Annotated in this window: 25 protein-coding genes; 7 read left to right on the top strand and 18 right to left on the bottom strand. The window is 45.7% G+C overall.

Translation table 11 applies throughout. The features are described 5' to 3' along the window. The first annotated feature begins 44 nt into the window (after positions 1–44). Positions 45–470 (top strand): tetratricopeptide repeat protein, encoded by a 426-nt coding sequence (locus tag J7529_RS18270; RefSeq protein ID WP_318730163.1) that lies wholly within the window; start codon positions 45–47, stop codon positions 468–470. A gap of 69 nt (positions 471–539) precedes the next feature. Here the strand turns inward: J7529_RS18270 and J7529_RS18265 are convergent, their stop codons facing one another. The 12 genes from J7529_RS18265 to J7529_RS18210 form a co-directional block, all read right to left on the bottom strand. Further along, positions 540–1,322, bottom strand: coding sequence for a formylglycine-generating enzyme family protein (locus J7529_RS18265; RefSeq protein WP_318730162.1), 783 nt, complete (start codon positions 1,320–1,322; stop codon positions 540–542). Continuing rightward, positions 1,303–1,491, bottom strand: a complete 189-nt coding sequence (locus tag J7529_RS18260) for a hypothetical protein (RefSeq protein WP_271936604.1) — start codon at positions 1,489–1,491, stop codon at positions 1,303–1,305. The genes J7529_RS18265 and J7529_RS18260 overlap by 20 nt, the downstream gene beginning before the upstream one ends. Further along, complete coding sequence (locus tag J7529_RS18255) at positions 1,475–2,149, bottom strand: hypothetical protein (RefSeq protein ID WP_318730161.1); 675 nt, start codon at positions 2,147–2,149, stop codon at positions 1,475–1,477. The genes J7529_RS18260 and J7529_RS18255 overlap by 17 nt, the downstream gene beginning before the upstream one ends. Positions 2,150–2,165: 16 nt before the next feature. Further along, entirely contained in the window at positions 2,166–2,528 is a 363-nt protein-coding gene (locus J7529_RS18250; protein ID WP_271936600.1) for a hypothetical protein, read from the bottom strand. Between the two features lie 4 nt (positions 2,529–2,532). Beyond that, positions 2,533–2,880, bottom strand: a complete 348-nt coding sequence (locus tag J7529_RS18245; RefSeq protein WP_271936598.1) for a hypothetical protein — start codon at positions 2,878–2,880, stop codon at positions 2,533–2,535. A gap of 4 nt (positions 2,881–2,884) precedes the next feature. Further along, entirely contained in the window at positions 2,885–4,375 is a 1,491-nt protein-coding gene (gene cobA / locus J7529_RS18240; RefSeq protein ID WP_318730160.1) for a uroporphyrinogen-III C-methyltransferase, read from the bottom strand. Positions 4,376–4,378: 3 nt separating this feature from the next. Beyond that, positions 4,379–4,630 carry a hypothetical protein gene (locus J7529_RS18235; protein ID WP_318730159.1) on the bottom strand — a complete coding sequence of 84 codons (252 nt, stop codon included), beginning with the start codon at positions 4,628–4,630 and terminating at the stop codon, positions 4,379–4,381. A gap of 107 nt (positions 4,631–4,737) precedes the next feature. Further along, positions 4,738–5,208 (bottom strand): hypothetical protein, encoded by a 471-nt coding sequence (locus tag J7529_RS18230; protein ID WP_318730158.1) that lies wholly within the window; start codon positions 5,206–5,208, stop codon positions 4,738–4,740. Continuing rightward, positions 5,147–5,596 carry a Panacea domain-containing protein gene (locus J7529_RS18225; RefSeq protein ID WP_318730157.1) on the bottom strand — a complete coding sequence of 150 codons (450 nt, stop codon included), beginning with the start codon at positions 5,594–5,596 and terminating at the stop codon, positions 5,147–5,149. The genes J7529_RS18230 and J7529_RS18225 overlap by 62 nt, the downstream gene beginning before the upstream one ends. 84 nt (positions 5,597–5,680) lie before the next feature. After that, positions 5,681–5,806 carry a hypothetical protein gene (locus J7529_RS18220; RefSeq protein ID WP_318730156.1) on the bottom strand — a complete coding sequence of 42 codons (126 nt, stop codon included), beginning with the start codon at positions 5,804–5,806 and terminating at the stop codon, positions 5,681–5,683. 25 nt (positions 5,807–5,831) lie between these two features. After that, positions 5,832–6,122 carry a tetratricopeptide repeat protein gene (locus J7529_RS18215; RefSeq protein ID WP_318730155.1) on the bottom strand — a complete coding sequence of 97 codons (291 nt, stop codon included), beginning with the start codon at positions 6,120–6,122 and terminating at the stop codon, positions 5,832–5,834. After that, positions 6,119–8,218: an NACHT domain-containing protein gene (locus tag J7529_RS18210; protein ID WP_318730154.1), complete on the bottom strand. Its 2,100-nt coding sequence runs from the start codon at positions 8,216–8,218 to the stop codon at positions 6,119–6,121. Before J7529_RS18210 ends, J7529_RS18215 begins: the two co-directional genes overlap by 4 nt. A 265-nt stretch (positions 8,219–8,483) precedes the next feature. On the opposite strand from J7529_RS18210, the gene J7529_RS18205 reads away from it, so the two are divergent. Beyond that, positions 8,484–8,774, top strand: coding sequence for a GIY-YIG nuclease family protein (locus J7529_RS18205; RefSeq protein WP_318730153.1), 291 nt, complete (start codon positions 8,484–8,486; stop codon positions 8,772–8,774). A 165-nt stretch (positions 8,775–8,939) separates the two neighbouring features. Here the strand turns inward: J7529_RS18205 and J7529_RS18200 are convergent, their stop codons facing one another. The 3 genes from J7529_RS18200 to J7529_RS18190 form a co-directional block, all read right to left on the bottom strand. Further along, positions 8,940–9,137: a hypothetical protein gene (locus J7529_RS18200; protein WP_271936591.1), complete on the bottom strand. Its 198-nt coding sequence runs from the start codon at positions 9,135–9,137 to the stop codon at positions 8,940–8,942. Between the two features lie 214 nt (positions 9,138–9,351). Next, positions 9,352–9,774, bottom strand: coding sequence for a tetratricopeptide repeat protein (locus J7529_RS18195; protein ID WP_271936589.1), 423 nt, complete (start codon positions 9,772–9,774; stop codon positions 9,352–9,354). A gap of 100 nt (positions 9,775–9,874) precedes the next feature. Continuing rightward, complete coding sequence (locus J7529_RS18190; RefSeq protein ID WP_271936587.1) at positions 9,875–10,231, bottom strand: HesB/IscA family protein; 357 nt, start codon at positions 10,229–10,231, stop codon at positions 9,875–9,877. A gap of 197 nt (positions 10,232–10,428) precedes the next feature. Here J7529_RS18190 and J7529_RS18185 point away from each other — a divergent pair, with 197 nt between their 5' ends. Next, on the top strand, positions 10,429–12,060 hold the full coding sequence (locus J7529_RS18185; RefSeq protein ID WP_271936585.1) for a DUF6930 domain-containing protein: 1,632 nt from the start codon (positions 10,429–10,431) through the stop codon (positions 12,058–12,060). A gap of 214 nt (positions 12,061–12,274) precedes the next feature. Here J7529_RS18185 and pruA read toward each other — a convergent pair whose 3' ends face one another. Further along, positions 12,275–15,262 carry an L-glutamate gamma-semialdehyde dehydrogenase gene (gene pruA, locus J7529_RS18180; protein WP_318730152.1) on the bottom strand — a complete coding sequence of 996 codons (2,988 nt, stop codon included), beginning with the start codon at positions 15,260–15,262 and terminating at the stop codon, positions 12,275–12,277. 289 nt (positions 15,263–15,551) lie between these two features. Here pruA and J7529_RS18175 point away from each other — a divergent pair, with 289 nt between their 5' ends. The 4 genes from J7529_RS18175 (at position 15,552) to J7529_RS18160 (ending at position 18,825) form a co-directional block, all read left to right on the top strand. Then, positions 15,552–15,719 carry a hypothetical protein gene (locus J7529_RS18175; protein ID WP_271936583.1) on the top strand — a complete coding sequence of 56 codons (168 nt, stop codon included), beginning with the start codon at positions 15,552–15,554 and terminating at the stop codon, positions 15,717–15,719. 61 nt (positions 15,720–15,780) lie between these two features. Beyond that, positions 15,781–17,313 carry a C-3',4' desaturase CrtD gene (crtD, locus tag J7529_RS18170; RefSeq protein WP_318730151.1) on the top strand — a complete coding sequence of 511 codons (1,533 nt, stop codon included), beginning with the start codon at positions 15,781–15,783 and terminating at the stop codon, positions 17,311–17,313. Positions 17,314–17,500: 187 nt separating this feature from the next. Then, complete coding sequence (locus tag J7529_RS18165; RefSeq protein ID WP_318730150.1) at positions 17,501–18,289, top strand: ABC transporter ATP-binding protein; 789 nt, start codon at positions 17,501–17,503, stop codon at positions 18,287–18,289. Between the two features lie 191 nt (positions 18,290–18,480). Continuing rightward, a complete protein-coding gene (locus J7529_RS18160) occupies positions 18,481–18,825 on the top strand; it encodes a hypothetical protein (protein ID WP_318730149.1) in 345 nt (114 codons plus the stop codon). A gap of 21 nt (positions 18,826–18,846) precedes the next feature. On the opposite strand, the gene J7529_RS18155 is transcribed toward J7529_RS18160, so the two are convergent. Together J7529_RS18155 and J7529_RS18150 are read right to left on the bottom strand one after the other, a co-directional pair. Next, positions 18,847–19,686 (bottom strand): WD40 repeat domain-containing protein, encoded by an 840-nt coding sequence (locus J7529_RS18155; protein WP_318730148.1) that lies wholly within the window; start codon positions 19,684–19,686, stop codon positions 18,847–18,849. Further along, on the bottom strand, positions 19,628–19,864 hold a 237-nt coding region (locus J7529_RS18150), incomplete at its 5' end, for a hypothetical protein (protein ID WP_318730147.1). The genes J7529_RS18150 and J7529_RS18155, both read right to left, overlap by 59 nt.

Genomic DNA, 19,864 nt, shown 5'->3' with positions numbered 1-19,864 from the left:
AGATTTACCGATCGCCTTCTTTTATAAATAAGAGTGAAAATTTTATGAAAGAGCTAGAACCAGAAATTTATGCTCAAATCGTTGAATTATGTGATTCAGGCGATCGATATGCGGATGAAGAAAAATTCGATATTGCCTTATCACAATACTATAAAGCATTACACATGATTCCCGATCCTAAAGAGGAGTGGGTAGCCTCAACTTGGATCTTAACAGCAATTGGAGATGCTTATTTTCTTATGAAGAACTATTCTGAATCCCTTAAGATACTTCAGGATGTAATGGATTGCCCTGATGCCATTGGCAATCCATTTATTCATCTGAGATTGGGTCAAGTACAATATGAACTAGGTGATTTTCGTAGAGCGCTAGATGAACTTACTAGAGTATACATGGGAGAGGGTCAGGAGATTTTTGCAGAAGAAGATCCAAAATATTTGACTTGGGTTAAGCAAAGAATTAGATTGTAAGGTGCGTTACGCTGTCGCTAACACACCCTACAGCAAGAGCTATTAAACGCACGATCATAGAGAAATAGCTCAGGGCAAGTCGTAAACCAGTCTCATTGCACATGTTCTGTCCTCCAACAGACCTTTTGAACTCATCCTAATTGCTGACATACACCAAATCCATTCTTGGTCTTGCCAAGGCCAAAATATAGCTCCACCTCCTCGAATGACATAAACATCATCTTCTGGAGGATTTTTAATGTCATAATTTTCTCTATATCGATCTTGACACCATTCCCCAACAAAAATCCCATATAAGCCAAATGGATTAGCGTAATGTATCTTAAGGTTGGAAAAATCCCAAAGTAACCACTTTTCCATTTCCTGGTATTCTAAAACTTGGTTTCCAAAGACAAAGAGCGTATTGGTTCCCCCACGGCAAACATACTCCCACTCAGCCTCAGATGGCAATCGACAATTCAAATATGAGGTCACTCTTTCACAGTCTTGTCTGCTCAAGAAAGCAGGATAGTAAAGATTCTCTTCTTCTATTGACTCTTGTCCAAGTATTTCTTTGGCAATGCCATTGAGTAGAGGAGTTTCTGATACTAAGAAAGGTTCTATTTTAACTTTAGTACATGGTCTCATTTTAGAACTATCAAATGGTAAATAATCATAGATTTTTCCGGCTTCTACTTCTTGCTCTTCAGTCAAGCCCATCACAAATTCACCGCCAGGTATGTATTTAAAAATAATTCCGGTATTGCGGTCCTTTAGATTTATAAGCCGAATAGAATCTGGATTTATTTCATCGGGAATGTCTAAATCAAAAACATTGGTTAAGGCTTCTAGCTTATCTGATAAATCGATCATATTTCGAGTCTAATTCTTCTTGTAGAGCAAATTTATAATGAGTAGAAATTTTTGGCTCTGCACTAATGCAACCGATCAATCCAGATTCTTTGAGAATATCTAGGGTACTCAATGGAGAATTCGGGAGTGGTAGAGAGTTAACATTTTGTTTTTCAGGTTGGGAACTCATAGGATTTTCTTTTCAAATCATTATTGATAATCAATGAAGCCGATGCTGTCGGATTATCTCGCTCAAAATGAATCCTCTGAGCTGGAAAATAGATGGTTTGAAAATCGCGAATCGTTTCTTCTTCTCCTAAACCTTCTTGTCCTCTGGATAAGGCTCGGTTCAAGGCAGTCTCAAAACTACAATCGACCCAAATCTTCAGATCGTATTCATCAATCCAGGGTTTCTTGAAGATAAAAATCCCTTCAAAGAGGATGATATCTATATCTTTGAACTCATAAGTATCGTCGTAAAATCGATCGGTTTTTAGATCTAGGGATTTTGCTTGCAAGTCAATTGATTGGTTCTGCTTCAGGGGCAGAATCAAGGAGTTAAACAGTTCCTGCCAACGAAACGCATGATCGTAAAAATGTTGGGCTGGATTGTCTGAACTAAATCGGATACTTTGGGGATGATGCCAAACATCGAGTCCAATCAAGGCAACGTTGAGGTTTCGGGTTTTCAAAACACTGACGATTTCGTTGCTGATTACACCTTTTCCTGAGCCGTCAATACCGCTAATGGCAACGAGTAAACTGCGGCCAGAAGTTTGAGAATGAGCTTGTTCGATGCGATCGACTGCCTGGTGAATATCCTTGAGTAAAACTTCAGGTAATTTCATCTTTTAATTTTCCAGTTCACTGGATTTTCAATGAATGTCCAAACACTTTTATTTGGGGACTAATTTCAACTTTAATCTGAGTTTTGATATTGGATTTCTCGGTTGGCAAACAAAAGCTGAGTTTTTTCCCAGATCCATCTATTTCAATTTTTTCAATGGCTTCAAAGCTTAATAATGTAAGGATAGCATCCGACTTTTTGATCTCGATTTGGACAGAGGATTGAATAATATCGATACCAAATTTTAATGTCGAACCAACACTATCAGAAACTTCATAACACCAATAGCCATCTTCAGGATGAGCAACTTTGGGTTCTACTAAGAAAAACTCTAAGAAGTCTAGTTCATCAAAATGGTTCTTGAGTTCAATTGTTTTCATGTTTTTATCCTCCAAACAGTTTGGCGCTGACCAATCTGCGAGTTCTATCTGGCATAACTTGCCATGAACTCATTATTTTGACAAATTTTCCTGAAGGCCCGGATAGTAAAGATTCTCTATCTTCAAACTTACCATACTGGTTTTCCCGATCATCAATTATATTGGAGTTCTCTTGAACTACTTGATCGAGATGGTGTTCAACGATTTCTCTACTTTCTAGATTATCATAAAAACCAAGTCTCTGTAGCTGTTGTACATTTTGAATAGCCTGAGGACTGTTGTGGTTATCTGGTGCAATCTGATAATTAAATAGATGATCAATTTTTCTGTTATCTATAAATACGTTTGTCACAGGGTTAATGCTTTGCCCATTTTACGATCGCCTCGGTCAATCCGTCTAAAGTATATTCTTTGGCTTCAATATCGACGCGCCCTAGGAGATCTTGACAGGTTTTGGAGGTTTGGGGACCGATAGAGGCGATACAAACGGAATTGAGGGAAATTTCACCGGTTTGATTGAGCATTTGAACGGTGTTTTTAACGGTTTTGGAACTGGCGAAGGTAATCACCGTGATTTGTTGATTTTGGAGGGTGTTTAACGCTTCTGGGGGAATGGTTTGAGGACATTGGGATTGATAGGCGGCAACTTCCGTTACACGAGCGCCTTGAGCAGTGCATTCTTGAACGAGGACTTCTCGCCCTCCCGTTTCGACGCGGGGAAAGAGGAGGCTTTTTCCAGATAAGGGTTCGGGAAAATGCTCCACTAGGGCATCGGCGATAAAGTTGGGGGGAATATAATCGGGTTCGAGTCCTTGTTGGCGTAAGCTGGTGGCGGTTTTTTTGCCAACTACGGCGATTTTAATTCCCGCAAGGGCGCGACTGTCGAGGTGATGGTGCTGGAGACGTTGAAAGAAGTAGTCAACGGCGTTACTGGAGGTGAGGATAAGCCAGTTAAAGGTGGATAAATTGGCGATCGCCCTATCTAACCCTTCCCAACTCGAAGGTGCTACAATCTCTAAGGCGGGCATTTCAATCACTCTAGCTCCCTGTTGTTGTAACAGTTGCGTAAATTGACTCGATTGACCTGCCGAACGGGTGACTAAAATAGTGTGCTGGGATAGGGACATAGAATCAACAGAGTAATGCGATCGCGCTTCAACGACTTTTCCTATAATAATCACTGCTGGGGACAAGCTTTGACCTGCCGTCAGTTCCATAATATTTCGTAATCTGCCTTGCCAAATCTGTTGCTCTGGAAATCCCGCCCAACGGATAATTGCAATTGGGGTATCTGGATGTTTACCTTGGTTACTAAGTTGACAGATGATCTCCGCAAGTTGACGGGTTCCCATCAGGATTGCAAGGGTTTCCATCTGCGCTAAAACTGCCCAATTTAAAAGACTTGGATCGTGAGCAGTGACAACCGTAAAGCCTTGACTTAAAATCGGATCGGTGAGCGCAATACCCGCTAAAGTCGGCGCAGCAATGGCAGAAGAAAGTCCGGGAACAATTTCTACTGGGCAATTTTGCTCCATTAGCGCTTGCAGTTCCGAACCACTACGACCAAAAATCAGGGGGTCACCACTTTTGAGGCGTACCACTTGGTTTCCCTGTTGACAGTAATAGATTAGCGCTTGATTAATGCTATTTTGGGAGGCACTGGGTTTACCTCCCCGTTTTCCCATATCGAGGAGCAAACAGTGCGATCGCACTTCGGCAAATAAACGAGGATCGACTAGCGCATCATAAATAACGACATCAGCCTGTTTCAGGAGAGTATAAGCCCGTAGGGTGAGCGTGTCGAGACTGCCTAATCCTGCACCCACTAAATAAACTTTACCAACCATGGGTTAAGATTTAGATTCCGGATTTAATCGCCGGTTAATCCAACTGATGACACCACTGGCAATAGATCCAGCCATGAGGATGCCGATTGCCGGAGTAAACACGGGTTCCCATAATTTATACCAGATATCAAAGCCCAGTGGAACATTTATGGAGCGACCCAAAAGGGCGATCGCAAACCACCCAAAGCTAAATAAGACGAAAAATAAGTTGAGGGTTAAAACGGTGTTGAGTCCGTTTAAGAGTTTGTCTTTCATACACTGTGATTTCGGGATCTTTAAAGATTAAAAATGAAAAAGTTACAATTGTCTATAGCCAGAGGCTATATCGTGGTTTCCGATACAATGGACTACAGTCGCCACTTTCAATAGAGCAGATGATTGGGATCTAACCAAACAATATAAAAGACCTCATTGATAAAAAATCCATGAACTCTACCATACTTATTTGCAGACACAGAAAATTGGTATGGAGTGTCTACTAACTGGTCTTCATTTGGCAACCCGAATCCCGATTCGCTGGTATCTTTCCAATCAATGGGATGAAATCTCAGAGAAGAACTGCGATTTTTTAATAGTTCCTGCTTTGATATGCCGGATAGATTTTTTAAACGAGCCATTAGAGTAACCCAATAAGCGGGTGGTTTATCCTGGCAAGAGAACTTACTGTTATCATCCTGATAATACTTAAATGAAAAGCTGATGCCTTGAGGTTGAGGTATCAGCTTTTTGGGTTGAATCCCAGACGGATTTGCCTGGGAAACTTTATTTTTCTTAAACTTCTTGGACACGATCGCCGTAATACTCCCACATCCACTCTTTCTGAATAATCTCATTGGAAGGTTCGTCGGGCGGTAAACCTTCTCTCGCCCAATTCCACGGATCTTCAAAATGGGTCATTTGCTCGAGTTCATAGCCATTGCAAGCAAAATACTCTTGCGCCAGCTCGTCCAGAAACTGCACGATATTTTCGGGAAGTTCGGGATTAGCATCTTTTAAAATGGGTCGCCATCCGAAAGACTTATATTCTTGATATAGAGATGGAATAACTGGGCCGTGAATCCAAGCTTCAAAGTCTTCTGCAAACAGAGGTTCGTCATACAGAGCAAGATGCCAAGCTTGGGCATAATAAACAAGCTTTTGCAGCGTGAGGTTGCTAATGAACGAACCGGTCTCATTCGCCAACCAAATGAAGTAGTCTGCTATGTCAAAGCAAGATAGCATTTAGCTCACCTCCTTGCTCTCGAAAGTTTGTGAAGACTTATAGATTGGGCAGCTTTTAGTCCGGAATACATAAAGCATTCTACTTTATCCTACCATTCCTGGAAATGTGGGTTGGAGAATGGTGGCTGTATCGCGATCGCCCGGCAATTCGATCGCATTACAGGTGCGATCGCACTCTTGCATTGCAGCCCTATTTCTACTGCTGACCAATAATTGAGACCCATTTTAATCAGTTCTACTCTCCTTCCTTCATCTGACTGCCAGTAACATACTTCTCTGCATGAACCCTCAAAACAGCCTCAAGAGATTCAACCCGACAGTCTTCATTACCCCGACATTTTCGAGTCACCTTGAGCGCCAATCTCCATTGCTCAAGTTGTCCATAAGCGTGGGAGATCGCCCTCAAGGCATCGGCTTTGTCCAAAGAATTATCGATCGCCTCGGCAGCAGCAAGGGCTTGCTGGAGTAGGGCGACGGCTTCGTCTGTTTTTTCTAGTTTTCCATAAGCTTGGGCAATCGCCCTCAAGGCATAGGCTTTGGAGCGAGAATTATCAATAGCCTCGGCAGCAGCAAAGGCTTGCTGGAGTAGGGCGTGGAGCTAGAATCATCGATCGTCTCGGCAGCAGCAAAGGCTTGCTGGAGTAGGGCGAGGGCTTCGTCTGTTTTTTCTAGTTTTTCAGTAGCTTGGGCGATCTCACTCAAGGCATAGGCTTTGCGCCAAGAAGAATCGATCTCCCCAGTCAGTTCCAATGCTTGTCGAACATGCCCATTTGCTGCCAATGCTCCAGCCGCCATTGCTGTTTTACTGTCGCTACCTCGGCTATACCAAACAATATCTCGCCGCATCTGCCAAAGTTGTCCGGCTTTGGTATATTCCAATCCACTCCAAGTTCCCAGAGCCAAAACCCCAGCTAAGATAACCACTGCCATCCAGCGATACAACTGTTGCCAGCTTTTACCAATCAGCTTCCGTTTATCTCGTTGTTTCCCTCCCCAAATCAAATAAGCCTTCTGTCGCCGCAAGAGCAATAATTCTCCAATATCGAATAAATAGCGAGGATGGCGACTGCTTCCCAACCATTCGTTTACCCGCTTATCCAATAACCGATTAGCTTTATCCGCTTCCGTGAGCTGTGTTCCCGACAGTTGCAACAAAGCGGGAATCATACGCTCGTGGGCCAACTCGTAGCCCTGACTTCCCTCTTGCTCCACCGGAGAAAGCAAGCGCACCTCGGCTCGCGCTAACCAAATCGTTGCGTTGTAAACTTCCCTCGGTTTTGCCGTATCTTTTAGTTTCTGCTGCAACTGGGCAATAGTCAGCACCTCGCCGCGCACTTGTCGCTCCATATCCGTGAGCGCTAACAAGACTTTCACCAAAATTTCCCGTTGGCGCGCCGTAGTTTTGCTCGCAATAACATCCTCTAAATAGCGCCGCAACAAGCCCTCAATCCCGCCCAACTTCTGCAACGTTCGTTCGTTAAACCCGCGCAGCTCGGCAACGCTTTCCCGATTTAACATCGATGCCAAGATCTGCAAATCCACCGGAGAAATTAACCCATTATCGCGGTTGCCCAACTCCTCCGCCATCAACCGCTCCACAAACGGACGGTCAAAAGCTAACTTTTCCGTTTCCGCAATCACCGATAGCACTCGTGCGGCTTCTTTCGGTTGAAAACAGCGCAACCGCGAGACCTCCAGGGGACTGGGCGCATAATTCAACCATTCCTCAATCTCATACAAGTGATAGGACAAGTCGGCGCGCACGCTAAACAGAATCTTAATCCCTTGCAAGTCCTCTCTGGCATACCAAACTTCCAGAACTTCCCGAAACGGTTTGCGTTCTGCGTCCGATTTCGCTTGCACGAAAAACTGCTCGAACTGGTCGAATAATAATACCAGAGGAGTCTGGTTCTCTTGCATCACATGCTTGAGCAACCCAATAAATGCGATCGGTTCTGGAGCAACCGATGGCGGTGCGGTTAATGACAGTTGCTTCACGATCACTTTCTGCACCGCTTCCAAAGGATTTTTGTTGCTGAAGCGCACGTATACCGCTCGCTTACCGCGCTCTTGCCACAACGGAACCAATCCCGCTTGCAGAAACGAGGTTTTGCCGCATCCCGACTCTCCCACCAAATGCCCAAACCGAAAGCTCTGGCTCTCCAACGCTTCGCAACATCGCTGTAAGTCCTGCTGGCGCTCCAACCGCCGAAAAATTTCCGCATCCTCTTTCGTAAACGGACGCAACCCTTTAATCGCACGATGTTCCTTAACCGCTTCCTCGCTCTCTTGTCGCGGTAAACTGCGAGGCATCGTCACCACCGCAACTCCCACCGCAGCCATGGGAATGACGCTCACAGCCAACCAGAATGCATTGGCATACCAGTCCGGAAAAGTCAAAATCCCTTGCAGTGCTGTAGCAACAACCCCTTCCGGACGGCAAAAGGCAAGCAGTACCACCTCAGCCAACAGAAGCAGAGTAAACCAATTCCGGTTACGGATTAATTCTGCCACCCACCGCCCAAATACAGCGAGTTCTTCGGTTCTTTTCTGAATAAGATTTTCGGGATTAGATGGTGGCGGATTTGCTGGTGGATTTTCGGAAGTCGGTTCCGCACTCATGAGTACAGGAGGAAAGTCACGGCCACTTCATTGTAATCGCCAATTCCACCCAGATAGCAAAACAGAGTTCTCTGGAAACCGTGTTCGGTTAAATGTAAACTTTTATGCCCAGATTTGACACTTCTGGATTTTATTATAGCGCTTCTCTCTTCTATGGAGTACAACTATAACCCTGATATATTTGAACAGGAGATTTCCATTCGACCATGAGTTCCCTTCGACTCCGCTCAGGGAACTTATCAACTTTTATCCACTATCTTAATCTATGGCTTATCTGTATATTCTGCAATGTTGTGATAATTCTTTCTACACAGGCAGTACCCAAAACTTACCTCTGCGTCTTTGGCAACATGAAAATGGTTTAGGGGCAAACTATACCAGCAAACGTTTACCTGTAAAACTTGTCTATGCCCAACATTACGATCGTGTGGATGATACTTTTTATCGAGAAAAGCAAGTTCAGGGATGGAGTCGAGGTAAAAAAATGGCTTTGATCAATAGTGATTGGGATCGACTCCATATTTTAGCTGAGTGTCAAAATGATTCGCATTACTAGAATTTGGCGATCGAAAACGAAATGGAGAGTGAGGATAGTATTTGATGACTGCTGGTTTCGACTCCGCTCAACCAGCAGTCGTAACTAGGAGAAATAAAAAAATAGACTGCACTAACTCAGTACAGCCATCCTGACTATTCAATACTTACAAAACAGAGAATGAGCTTATTCTAAGCCACCATTCGCATCGATGAGGGCTTGTAAATCATCGGGGTCAACATAATGACAAACGGCATCGTCCAGACAAATAAGCGCCCATCCAGAATCAGCAATTCCCATCAGCTTATATTCAGCTTCTTGGACAAAGAACCCTTTGTGGTTACGGGTTTCGGGTTTAATGGCTACTTTACTATCAACTGGCATAATATCCTGACTCCTTTCTTAATTGACTTCATGTTAAAAAATATATGCCCTCAGACCGGTTGATATATTAACCTTATGTCTGAGTTCATCAAATCTTATCATTAGAAATCGGGAAAGTGGGTTAAATTCTGTATATAATCATGAAGTTTTATACGATTATTGAATCAGAATAATTACCTAGTTATTTCCGTTTATAAATCCCACAAGCCTTGATTTAACTCGAAAATAGCCAATCATATATTCTTTGGAGGTTTTGCCAGTCGGGTTTTCTGCTTAATCCTTCTTTACAATTCTCTTCAATTTCCTGGCGATATTCCGAGACGGCCATAATCAAACGCTGGGCCATATCAATATGTTCACGGACTCCACTTTTATTCGTTTCCAGCATCGCGGCTGCCATATTGACCCTCGCTTGGGGGTCTTCAGGATTGAGTTTGATCGCTTTCTGAGCAGCCTTATAAGCTGATTTGGGTTTATCTTCGAGTAAGTATAACCAAGCCAAACAAGTCCAGGCGGTACTTTGTTTGGGGGCGCGATCGCAAATATCCTTAAACAAGGGAATCAACGTAGCGGGACTTTCTCCCTTCTTGTAGCGTTCAATCCCTTCATTAAACAAGTCTTCTGCTGTCTGAGTCATAACCGGCTTAGGTGCAAAACATTAATTGGGTCAAATCCAGGCTTAAGCGTACCTGAATTTGACCAACCACATAGTTTAACAGAAAATGGGCACTTAAACTCTAGGCAGAAAAAGAGCTACCACAACCACAGGATTGAGTGGCATTGGGATTGGTAAACTGGAACCCGCCCCCAATCAGAGCATTACTGTAATCGAGTACCAATCCATAGAGATAGAGCATACTCTTGGGATCGCAAATCACCTTAAAGCCATCATAATCAAAGACCTCATCATTGTCTTTAATCTGATCGACGGTTTCAAAATCCATCGTATAAGACAGACCGGAGCATCCTCCTTGACGAACCCCCACACGCAAGCAGAGATCGTTGCCTTGCTTTTCTCGTAAAGATTGCACCTGCTCGAGAGCAGCATCCGTCATCATGATGCCGCGTTTAGAACTCTCCATCGTTTGGGTCATAGCTGTATACCTGAACTCCTGATGTCAACTTAATTCTTAACTTAATTCTTATTGTATCGAGTCAACTCCCCTTGCAGCAGAGAAAGCTACACTGGTAATCATAAACTTAATGGCCAGGAGCCACGCGATCGCGATTAAAATCAGGATCTAGAGTCCATGTAGACCCTGGAACTGATACTATTGCTAGACACAACCCTATGATCACCCTAACCCCCTCCACCTGTCGCCGTCTTCAACAGCTACCTCAACCAGGAGAGAGTATTTGGGAAGCAGACCGAAGAATCATACCAATTTCCCTAAAGGAAGGATTTCAGCCTGAATGTATTTTATGGGTAGATGGCTCAGAAGGGGTGGTGCGATCGATGGAAATGGTGAATCCTCAAACTGGCCCGGAGGCCCTTGTCCGAGCGCTCCTCAAGGCAATGGAAGCGCCACCGGCTCCCAGTCAACCGAGTCGGCCCAAAAAAATTGTAGTGTGCGATCGCGAAATTCAATTTTATCTGCGAGGGGTATTACAAGACCTAGACATTGATATTGAATATCGGCCCCAGTTACCTCTCATCGAACATCTCTTTCAACAAATGGCCGAAGAAGTAACCCAACAAACGCCTCAGATTGCGCCCAAATATCTCACATCCTTATCTAAAAGTGCTGAAAAAATTTGGCAAGTTCAACCATGGCAAAGTCTAGCTGAACATCAAATTATTTCCGTGCAATTGAATCAATGGGATATTGAGAAATTTTATGTCTCTATCCTAGGAATGCTCGGTGAAGAATACGGAATTTTGCTCTACCGTTCCCTAGACTCTCTCAAACAATTTCGCCAAGCCTTGATCGACCATAACACCATGGAAGACATTGAAAGTGCCCTCTTCCATCAAGACTGTTTTTTTCTGACCTTCGAGCTAAAACCAGATTCTCCTTTAAGCGATCTAGCTGAAGAAGAATGTATTCTTGAGCTGCTCCCGTGGTCAGAAATTGAAGCCTCTTTCGGCGTAATTCATCCCCTCGAAGGCTTACGCACCACCTTATATGAGCGAGAACCAGTAGCCATGATGGTAGCTTTAGAAGCGTTACATCGATTTTTCAAATCCACTCGTAATTCTCTCGATACAGAGTCTTTTGAAAGCCTTAGCCAACGCTACCGTATTTCTTTACCCAAAACGGCTGAAGAGTCAAAATCTTCCCTTTTGGTTAAAGTGGAAACTCTGCCAGAAGTTTCCCTAGAACTTGATGCCATGATGAATGATTTAGAAGAAGATGAAGAAGAGGATGAGGATTTCGATGGCCCCCTTCTTCAGTATGATTTAATTCCCGACAACGCCCTCTGTCGTCTCGATATTCTTAGATGGGAAACTTGGGAATCAATTCGCGAACAGATTCAATTTCACCCGGCTGCACCAGACCATATCCGAGGGGTTGGAGCTGGATTACCGGTGGCGATTGTTCAAACCAGCAAACGGAATGCCAAGACCTTAATCCGAGATTTAGAAGCTTTTGATGGATTGGAAGGTCTTGGATTTAATGGGGGAGAAGATCCCTATACAGAAAAAACTTTTGATCTGGGAATTCTTCAAACCGGAGATGGAGACTTATACTTATTTGATGAATTTGAAATCAATTCTACATACCAGAAAAATCGACAAAACTGGGACGATCAGTGTCGTAAAACTCAAGGCTATTGTGGTTTGCTGATTGCGATGGGAATGAGGGGCGAATCCCGGGGTAATCCTCAGCCGAAAGATATGTTAGCTTTGTTTGAGGCAAAGTTTTTGTCGATTGAGGATTTGAAATTGGGGATTTTGCAAAAAACTCAATTTCTCTTCTAGAAATCGGTTTGGTAATTCACAATATAGCAGAGAAGAAGTAGGTTAAGACAGTTAGGTTATGGTTTGAGGCAATAGGCGATAGAAAATGCCCTAACTTCTCCCTTTCTCTGCTATACATCTTTATTCCCCCAATCCCCTGCTTTCTAAGGGAGATTTGGGGGGATTGTTCTGGCTATACTCATGACAGCACTTTGCGCTGTCATGATTCCGTAACCTACTCGTTTCCTTCGATGGGAGCGAACCCTTGACGCTGGATATTCTCCGTAATTGTGCGGGGTTCTAAGAACTGAATCAGGTAATCCGGGCCACCTGCTTTGGAACCGACTCCAGAAAGCTTAAAGCCACCAAAGGGTTGACGAGAGACGATCGCCCCGGTCGTATTGCGGTTAATATACAAATTGCCCACTTCAAACTCGGCCATAGCTTGGTCAATATGGCTTGGCGTACGGGAATAGAGACCTCCCGTAAGGGCAAAATTGGTATTATTGGCAATCTCTAGAGCTTCCTGGAAGGTTTTAGCCTTAATCACCGCAACTACGGGGCCAAAAATCTCTTCCTGGGCAATTCTAGCCGTCGGGGACACATCCTGGAAGATCGTGGGGCCAACATAATAGCCCTCTTTGGCATTGGAAACATTGGGCGCGAGCATTTCTAGGGCAACTTTTGCTTCTTGTTTGCCAATGGCAATATACTCCTGAATTCGCTTCATCGAGGTTTCATCAACTACTGGCCCTACCTTCGTACAGGGATGATCGGCTGGCCCCACATTCAAGGATTTTGTCGCTTCCACAAACCGCTCTAAAAACGCCTCATATACCGGTTCCAGAACGATCGCCCGCGAACAAGCCGAACATTTTTGACCGCTATACCCAAAGGCAGAATCGACTACTCCTTGCACGGCTTGGTCTAAATCGCAACTTTCGTCCACAATCACCGCATTCTTACCGCCCATCTCGGCAATGACACGCTTCATGTGTTTTTGTCCCGGTTGCAGAAGAGCCGCATCAGCATAGATTTTACAGCCGACTTCCTGGGAACCGGTAAAGGCAATCATCTGTACATCCTTGTGTTTGACCAAATGGCCCCCGACAGTTGAGCCTTTAGCCGGTAAATATTGGAACACGCCCTTGGGAATTCCCGCCTCAATCAGCACCTCCATCAGTTGGGCGGCGATCGCACTACTGACCTCTGCGGGCTTGAGAATTACGCAGTTCCCTGCCACCAAGGCGGCTACTGTCATCCCCGTAGTAATGGCGATCGGGAAATTCCAGGGGGAAATCACTAGGGCGATACCTCGCGGTTGATAAGTGAGGCGGTTATTTTCCCCAGCAACATCATAATTATGGCCGCGATCGAGCCGTTCCATTTCATCGGCATAATAGCGACAAAAATCGATCGCCTCGGAAACTTCTGCATCCACCTGTTGCAAGACTTTTCCCACTTCCAGCATCACCCAAACGGACAGTTCTGCGCGGCGCTGTTCCATCAGATCGGCTGCTTTTCGCAGAATTCGCGCCCGTTCTGCTGCGGGAGTTGCTTTCCAACCGGGAAATGCGGCTTTAGCGGCATCAAGGGCTGCTTCCGCTTGTTCTACGGAAGCCAAACCAATCTTGGCAACTAACTCCGTGGGGTCAGAAGGATTGACAGAATTGACACTATCTGCGGTTTGCACAAACTCGCCATTAATATAAGGGAGAATGGTTTTACCCAGTTGAGGACGTACCGTGTTTAAAGCAGCTTGTGCCCGTTCCCGGTTCGCAACTTGGGCGTAGTCCGTATCGGCTGCATTCTTAAACACTGTGGTTTTCTGGGGTCGAGATCCCGTAGTTTGAACTACTGGAGGCGCGATTAATTGTTCAATGGGGCGGTCTTCTTGACTTTGACGTAAGAAGGAACTGTTTGCGGTATTTTCTAGTAAGCGGCGAATCAAATACGCCATACCGGGGAGCAGACTGCCGTAGGGAGCATACATCCGTACACGTAAGCCTCGGTTCACCATGGCTTTGGCGAGGCGATCGCCCATTCCATACAGCACTTGGTATTCAATGTGACGGCGAGGAATGTTCAGGGTTTCAGCAATCGCGATCGCTCTGGCTTGTGATCGGACATTATGGGAACCAATGGCAGCGTTAAGAACCTCGTGGTTTTCCAGCAGTAGGCGCGTGAGCAATTCAAAGTTAGCATCGGTAGCCACTTTATCATCAAAAACCGGTTGCGGCCAGTTATGTTGCACCGCTTGAATGGTTTCCTGATCCCAATATGCCCCTTTCACCAAGCGAATGGTAATCGGATTTCCCCGTTTTTTAGCCCAAGCAATCAGATCGTTTAAGTCTGCCTCTGACTCGCGTAGATAAGCTTGTAGCGTTACCCCGATATCAGTACGGGTTTTAAACTCCTCTTCGAGTAACAGTTCCTTAAGAATTGCCAGGGTAATATCTTTGTAAACATACTGCTCCATATCAAAATGGATAGCAGCTCCCTTTTCTTGGGCATGGCGCAGGAGGGTGCGAATGCGCTCAATAACCCGTTGTTTAGATCCCTCAGCATCCAAGGGATCGAACTGGGAATAAAACGCTGTCAGTTTCACGGAAACTTGCACCTTGGGTAAGGGTTCCCCATCTGCTTCATCAATTTCGGGGATTGTTTTCCAGCGTGCAGCAGCTTCCGTGAGGCGATCGATCAGATCGATATAGCCTTGCAGATAGGCTTTTGCTTCTGTCTCCGTAATCACCGCTTCCCCCAGTAAATCTAGGGTAAATGCCATCTTCTCTTTGCGAAGATTTTCTACAGTTTTCAGCACCTGCCCCGCAGTTTCCCCAGCAATGTATTTCCGCGCCAAGGTTTCTACCGCAGTCGATACCGTTGTTGCTGCCACTTGTCCCGGCATAGAGTCGGCATTGGTAAAATTAAGAATCCCCTTCAAGGCACCAGGTAACTCTACCGCTTCAGTTGTCATATATTCCTGCAAATGCCGCGCCACTTCTGCCTTAGAGCGCAATGCAGGTAAACAATCAATAAACCGGAACAATTGCACCCGCAGCCCTGGGTTACTCATGGCCCAGTCTAGAAGCTTATCATCCCAGCGCATTTGGTCTCGCATCTGGGCAAAGATGGAGCGTTTTTCCCCTTGCGCTGCGAGAAGTTGTTTGGCGATCGCCTGGGTTTGGCTCTCATAGGTTGGATTTTCGACTTGTGCTACCACGGATTTTCCCCCCTCCATATGAATGGGTTGATATAAATCGAGGTTTTATCTTGATTTTTTGTGTATTTTTCCAATATATCTCGAAAATACGGTACTATGGTAGTTTTGTTTAAACTACAAAATATTAGCTCTTGTAATATCATGTGGCGCGTCACTACTGAGTGACTTAAATCACTAGATTCTCATGATTTATGATGTCTCCAACCCTTTCAGGACAAGATATTACCCTAGGAAATCTCACATAAAGCTTGGGATTGCCAGTTGCTAAAAATAGTAACTTCTTTACGGAATGGTCAGAAAAACTTCCTTCCTTCCTAACCAGGGAGAAAAAGGATATATCCTAGAAGTGTTTAATGCTCTAGGAAAATTAATTGATACTGTTATCGTTCCTGAATCGGCGGTTGCCCCTCTGAAAGCTGATGAGATTTTTACAGTACGCTCTCTGGCGCAATTATAGCCCCCTAAAAACTTAATGAAACGTTACAATTGTTAATGTTCCCTTGTTCACTGCTCAGATTATGGCTCAGTCTCACTCCTCCTCTAAGCCTCGCTGTATCGTCGTTGGTGCAGGTATTGGTGGCTTAACCACCGCCGCACTCCTGGCTCGTCGGGGGTATTCGGTGCTGATCCTGGATCAAGCGATTGTACCGGGGGGATGTGCTTCCACGTTTAAGCGGCGGGGGTTTACGTTTGATGTGGGAGCGACGCAGGTAGCGGGGTTGGAGCCTGGGGGAATTCATCATCGCATCTTTGAGGAACTGGAGATCGCGCTACCGGAGGCAATGCCTTGCGATCCCGCTTGTGCAGTGTTTTTGCCGGGGGAAAAAGAACCGATTTCAGTGTGGCGAGATCCCCTAAAATGGCAACAAGAACGGCAGCAACAGTTTCCAGGAAGCGAACCCTTTTGGCAGTTGATGAATACGCTATTTCAAGCGAGTTGGCAGTTTCAGGGGCGAGATCCGGTGCTGCCTCCGCGAGATTTGTGGGATTTGTGGCAATTGGTGCAGGCGATGCGCCCGGATACGTTGATTACTGTGCCGTTTGCGCTGTTGACGGTGTGGGATACACTGAGGTTGATGGGAGTGGGGAACGATCGCCGTCTCAAAACCTTCCTCGACATGCAACTGAAACTCTACTCCCAAGTCGATACCACGGAAACCGCCCTCTTGTATGCGGCAACCGCTCTGGGTGTTTCCCAGGAACCCCAAGGGCTGTATCATTTGCAAGGAAGTATGCAAGTTTTGAGCGATCGCCTCGTGGAATCCCTAGAACGAGATGGCGCTACCCTCCTCATGCGCCACACCGTCGAGCAAATTGAAACCAAAAATGCGCGAGTAACCGGCGTTCGTATCCGTAATCTGAAAACCGGGGAAACCTGGAGCGAACCAGCCGATCATGTGGTTGCCAATGTCACCATTCATAACTTGGTACAACTGTTGAAATCTGACGATCTAGCCACAAAAATATACGCCAATGGGTACAGCCAGCGCCTGAAGCAAGTCCCCTCACCGAGTGGAGCATTTGTCGTTTATCTAGGAGTCGAACACGCTGCTATTCCAGAGAATTGCCCGCCCCATCTGCAATTTCTGTATGATGATAATGGCCCCATTGGCGAGAATAATTCCCTGTTTGTCTCTGTCAGTCATCCAGGAGATGGACGGGCACCGGAAGGAAAAGCCACCATTACCGCCTCCTCCTTTACGGATACGGAGCAATGGTGGAATGGTGGAGACTACGAGCAACTGAAGCAACAATTTACCGAAGCGGCGATCGCCCGTTTAAGCCAGTATTTCCACTTGACTCCAGAAACCCTAATTCACGTCGAAGCCGCCACACCGAGAACCTTTGCCAACTATACAGCGCGCGATCGCGGTATCGTGGGTGGTATGGGACAACGCTTAACCACCTTTGGTCCCTTCGGCTTTGCCAACCGCACCCCCATCGGCAACCTTTGGTTAGTCGGAGACTCCACCCATCCCGGAGAAGGAACCGCAGGTGTATCCTATTCGGCGCTAACCGTAGTTCGACAGATTGAGACCCAGTCGAGTTAAATCAGAACCTCATAAAATTGAGCTTAAGATTAAAAGAAGATTAGATGAATAAACTAGGTTGTAACGGAGATCGCCAGAAAAACCGAAGAGCGGCAACACCAAGAAGAGATTCGCGGGCTGCAAACGGAGAATCGCCGTATACTAGATATTCTTCTCAATCAACAGAATCAGGGGGAAGACTCTACGGATGATTGAAATCGATCGCGCTTGTGTCACGTTTAATCCGGGTACTGCTCTAGAAACTCCAGCACTACGGCAGATTTCCCTCAAAGTTCCAGCCAGGCAGTTTGTCACTGTCATTGGCTCCAATGGGGCAGGAAAATCGACGCTGTTAAATTTAGTCAGTGGCGATCGCCTGCCGGACTCTGGACACATCTATATTGCCGATCAAAATGTTACCCTATGGCCAACCCAGAAACGGGCGAAGTTGGTCGCCAGAGTGTTTCAAAATCCCCTGTTGGGATCGTGTGCGAATTTAACGGTTGAAGAAAACATGGCGTTAGCCGTTCAACGGGGAGGCTTTCGCGGGTTAAAATTGGCGCTTCCCAACCGTCGTCGCGCCCAGTTTCGGGAACAGTTAGCCAGTTTGGGATTGGGATTAGAGCGCAGATTAGGCGATCGCATGGGATTATTATCGGGAGGACAACGACAAGCGGTGAGTCTGTTGATGTCTACGTTGGCTCCCACAGAGGTCTTATTATTAGATGAACATACGGCAGCTCTCGATCCGAAAACGGCTCATTTTGTCTTGCAGCTCACCCAGAAAATTGTTCGAGAGCAGCAGTTAACTACGATCATGGTCACCCATAGTATGAGTCAGGCATTGATGATGGGCGATCGCACCATTATGTTACATGAAGGACAAATTATCTTAGATATTGCTGGCGAGGAACGGGAAGGATTAGAAGTAGCCGATCTGCTAGAGCGCTTTAATCAGCTTCAAGGGGAAGAGTTAGCAGATGATTCCTTATTATAATATCAAATCTATTTATTTACGCTACAGAGATCTGTAGGGGCGGGTTATACCCAAATCTTGTAGACTGACAACTATTTTTGTCAACCCGCACGAACCCACCATGTCTCTACAGTACACAGAAAGTCGCAACCATTTAAGGATTTGATATAATATCCATTCTTGATAACCAACAGATCTCGGTGGAGCAAGTCATGCAGGTAAACATCAGTAGCAGTTGGCAAGAGAAGATTGGGAAGATAGCCAGCGATCGCCAGAAAACGTCACAAGAAGTCGTACAAGAGGCGATCGCGCTTTATTTGGGAGAGGTTGCAGCGAATTCCGGCGATCGCTTGGTTGCCTTAGAAAGAGAGATCACCCTGTTAAAACAAACAGTCAATCGACTGCATACCCTCGTTACCGTCATGCGACAACAGCAATTGAGCGCCCCATCGAGTCAGCAAACCCCCATTTCTGAAACCGTATTGATGCCAGATCCCGATGACGATATGGATGATGAACCCGATGAAATTCTCTACGACTTTCTCGAACCAACTTAAACCTATTCCCCATTCCCTTGCCTACTCCCAATACTTCTCGCACTCCTTCATCTCCTTATTATTGCTGTTCAGATAGGGTCGCACCCAACGACATCCCCGTGCAATTAGCTCCTCTAGGGTTTCTACAGGCAATTGTCTGATCGTAACCTGATTGTTATAAACTGCAACAGAGGTAAGGTGGTGACCTTCTTCATCCCAACGGATAAGGAAGACCCAGCCTTGATGATCTTTAAATACAGCTAACTCCTGACCTGTTCTCGTCCACAGCCTCACAGTTCTATCTCGTGAACTCGTCGCAATTCGGTCTCCATCGGAATGCCAAGCTATATCAATAACATCATCCCAGTGACCATGTAATGGCGTGGTCTGGCCTGTCTTCAGTTGCGTTATCTTACCCGTGTTATCAGTGCTGCCAGTAGCTAGGTAATGTCCATTGTGGGAAAACGCTATGCCCCATATCCTTCCCTGGTAATCGATAGTGTGCAGGGTTTTCCCACTCTCGACTTCCGTTATCTTAGCCGTTTTGTCCGCATTACCAGTAGCCAGGTAACGTCCGTCAGGGGAAAAGGCTATGTTCCAGACCGGAGCCTTGTGAATAATGGTGTGCAGGGTTTTCCCACTCTCGACTTCCGTTATCTTAGCCGTTTTGTCTGCATTACCAGTAGCCAGGTAACGTCCGTCAGGGGAAAAGGCTACTTCCCCGACTGGAGCCTTGTGAATAATGGTATGCAGGGTTTTCCCACTCTCGACTTCTGTGATTTTGGCTGTTTTGTCATTGCTGCTAGTAGCCAGATAAAGCCCGTCAGGGGAAAAGGGCCCTGACCAGAGCCTCGTGAGTAATGGTGTGCAGGGTTTTCCCACTCTCGACTTCTGTGATTTTGGCTGTTTTGTCATTGCTGCTAGTAGCCAGATAACGTCCATCAGGGGAAAAAGCGACTGCCTTGACCAGAGCCTCGTGAGTAATGGTATGCAGGGTTTTCCCACTCTCGACTTCTGTGATTTTGGCTGTTTTGTCATCGCTGCCAGTAGCCAGATAACG

It is taken from the genome of Roseofilum sp. Guam (assembly GCF_017746735.1).
In the GTDB taxonomy this organism is placed as follows: domain Bacteria; phylum Cyanobacteriota; class Cyanobacteriia; order Cyanobacteriales; family Desertifilaceae; genus Roseofilum; species Roseofilum reptotaenium.
This window is presented reverse-complemented; position numbering and strand designations above follow the sequence as displayed.

What these genes read in the sequence shown, in the direction of transcription:
- J7529_RS18270 (WP_318730163.1), top strand. Translation starts at nt 45, where the DNA reads ATGAAAGAGCTAGAACCAGAAATTTATGCTCAAATCGTTGAATTATGT.
- J7529_RS18195 (WP_271936589.1), bottom strand. Translation starts at nt 9,774, where the DNA reads ATGACTCAGACAGCAGAAGACTTGTTTAATGAAGGGATTGAACGCTAC.
- J7529_RS18165 (WP_318730150.1), top strand. Translation starts at nt 17,501, where the DNA reads ATGATTGAAATCGATCGCGCTTGTGTCACGTTTAATCCGGGTACTGCT.
- J7529_RS18210 (WP_318730154.1), bottom strand. Translation starts at nt 8,218, where the DNA reads ATGAGTGCGGAACCGACTTCCGAAAATCCACCAGCAAATCCGCCACCA.
- J7529_RS18160 (WP_318730149.1), top strand. Translation starts at nt 18,481, where the DNA reads ATGCAGGTAAACATCAGTAGCAGTTGGCAAGAGAAGATTGGGAAGATA.
- J7529_RS18265 (WP_318730162.1), bottom strand. Translation starts at nt 1,322, where the DNA reads ATGATCGATTTATCAGATAAGCTAGAAGCCTTAACCAATGTTTTTGAT.
- J7529_RS18205 (WP_318730153.1), top strand. Translation starts at nt 8,484, where the DNA reads ATGGCTTATCTGTATATTCTGCAATGTTGTGATAATTCTTTCTACACA.
- J7529_RS18175 (WP_271936583.1), top strand. Translation starts at nt 15,552, where the DNA reads ATGGTCAGAAAAACTTCCTTCCTTCCTAACCAGGGAGAAAAAGGATAT.
- J7529_RS18235 (WP_318730159.1), bottom strand. Translation starts at nt 4,630, where the DNA reads ATGAAAGACAAACTCTTAAACGGACTCAACACCGTTTTAACCCTCAAC.
- J7529_RS18190 (WP_271936587.1), bottom strand. Translation starts at nt 10,231, where the DNA reads ATGACCCAAACGATGGAGAGTTCTAAACGCGGCATCATGATGACGGAT.
- J7529_RS18255 (WP_318730161.1), bottom strand. Translation starts at nt 2,149, where the DNA reads ATGAAATTACCTGAAGTTTTACTCAAGGATATTCACCAGGCAGTCGAT.
- J7529_RS18250 (WP_271936600.1), bottom strand. Translation starts at nt 2,528, where the DNA reads ATGAAAACAATTGAACTCAAGAACCATTTTGATGAACTAGACTTCTTA.
- J7529_RS18225 (WP_318730157.1), bottom strand. Translation starts at nt 5,596, where the DNA reads ATGCTATCTTGCTTTGACATAGCAGACTACTTCATTTGGTTGGCGAAT.
- J7529_RS18230 (WP_318730158.1), bottom strand. Translation starts at nt 5,208, where the DNA reads ATGAGATTATTCAGAAAGAGTGGATGTGGGAGTATTACGGCGATCGTG.
- J7529_RS18200 (WP_271936591.1), bottom strand. Translation starts at nt 9,137, where the DNA reads ATGCCAGTTGATAGTAAAGTAGCCATTAAACCCGAAACCCGTAACCAC.
- crtD (WP_318730151.1), top strand. Translation starts at nt 15,781, where the DNA reads ATGGCTCAGTCTCACTCCTCCTCTAAGCCTCGCTGTATCGTCGTTGGT.
- J7529_RS18185 (WP_271936585.1), top strand. Translation starts at nt 10,429, where the DNA reads ATGATCACCCTAACCCCCTCCACCTGTCGCCGTCTTCAACAGCTACCT.
- cobA (WP_318730160.1), bottom strand. Translation starts at nt 4,375, where the DNA reads ATGGTTGGTAAAGTTTATTTAGTGGGTGCAGGATTAGGCAGTCTCGAC.
- J7529_RS18260 (WP_271936604.1), bottom strand. Translation starts at nt 1,491, where the DNA reads ATGAGTTCCCAACCTGAAAAACAAAATGTTAACTCTCTACCACTCCCG.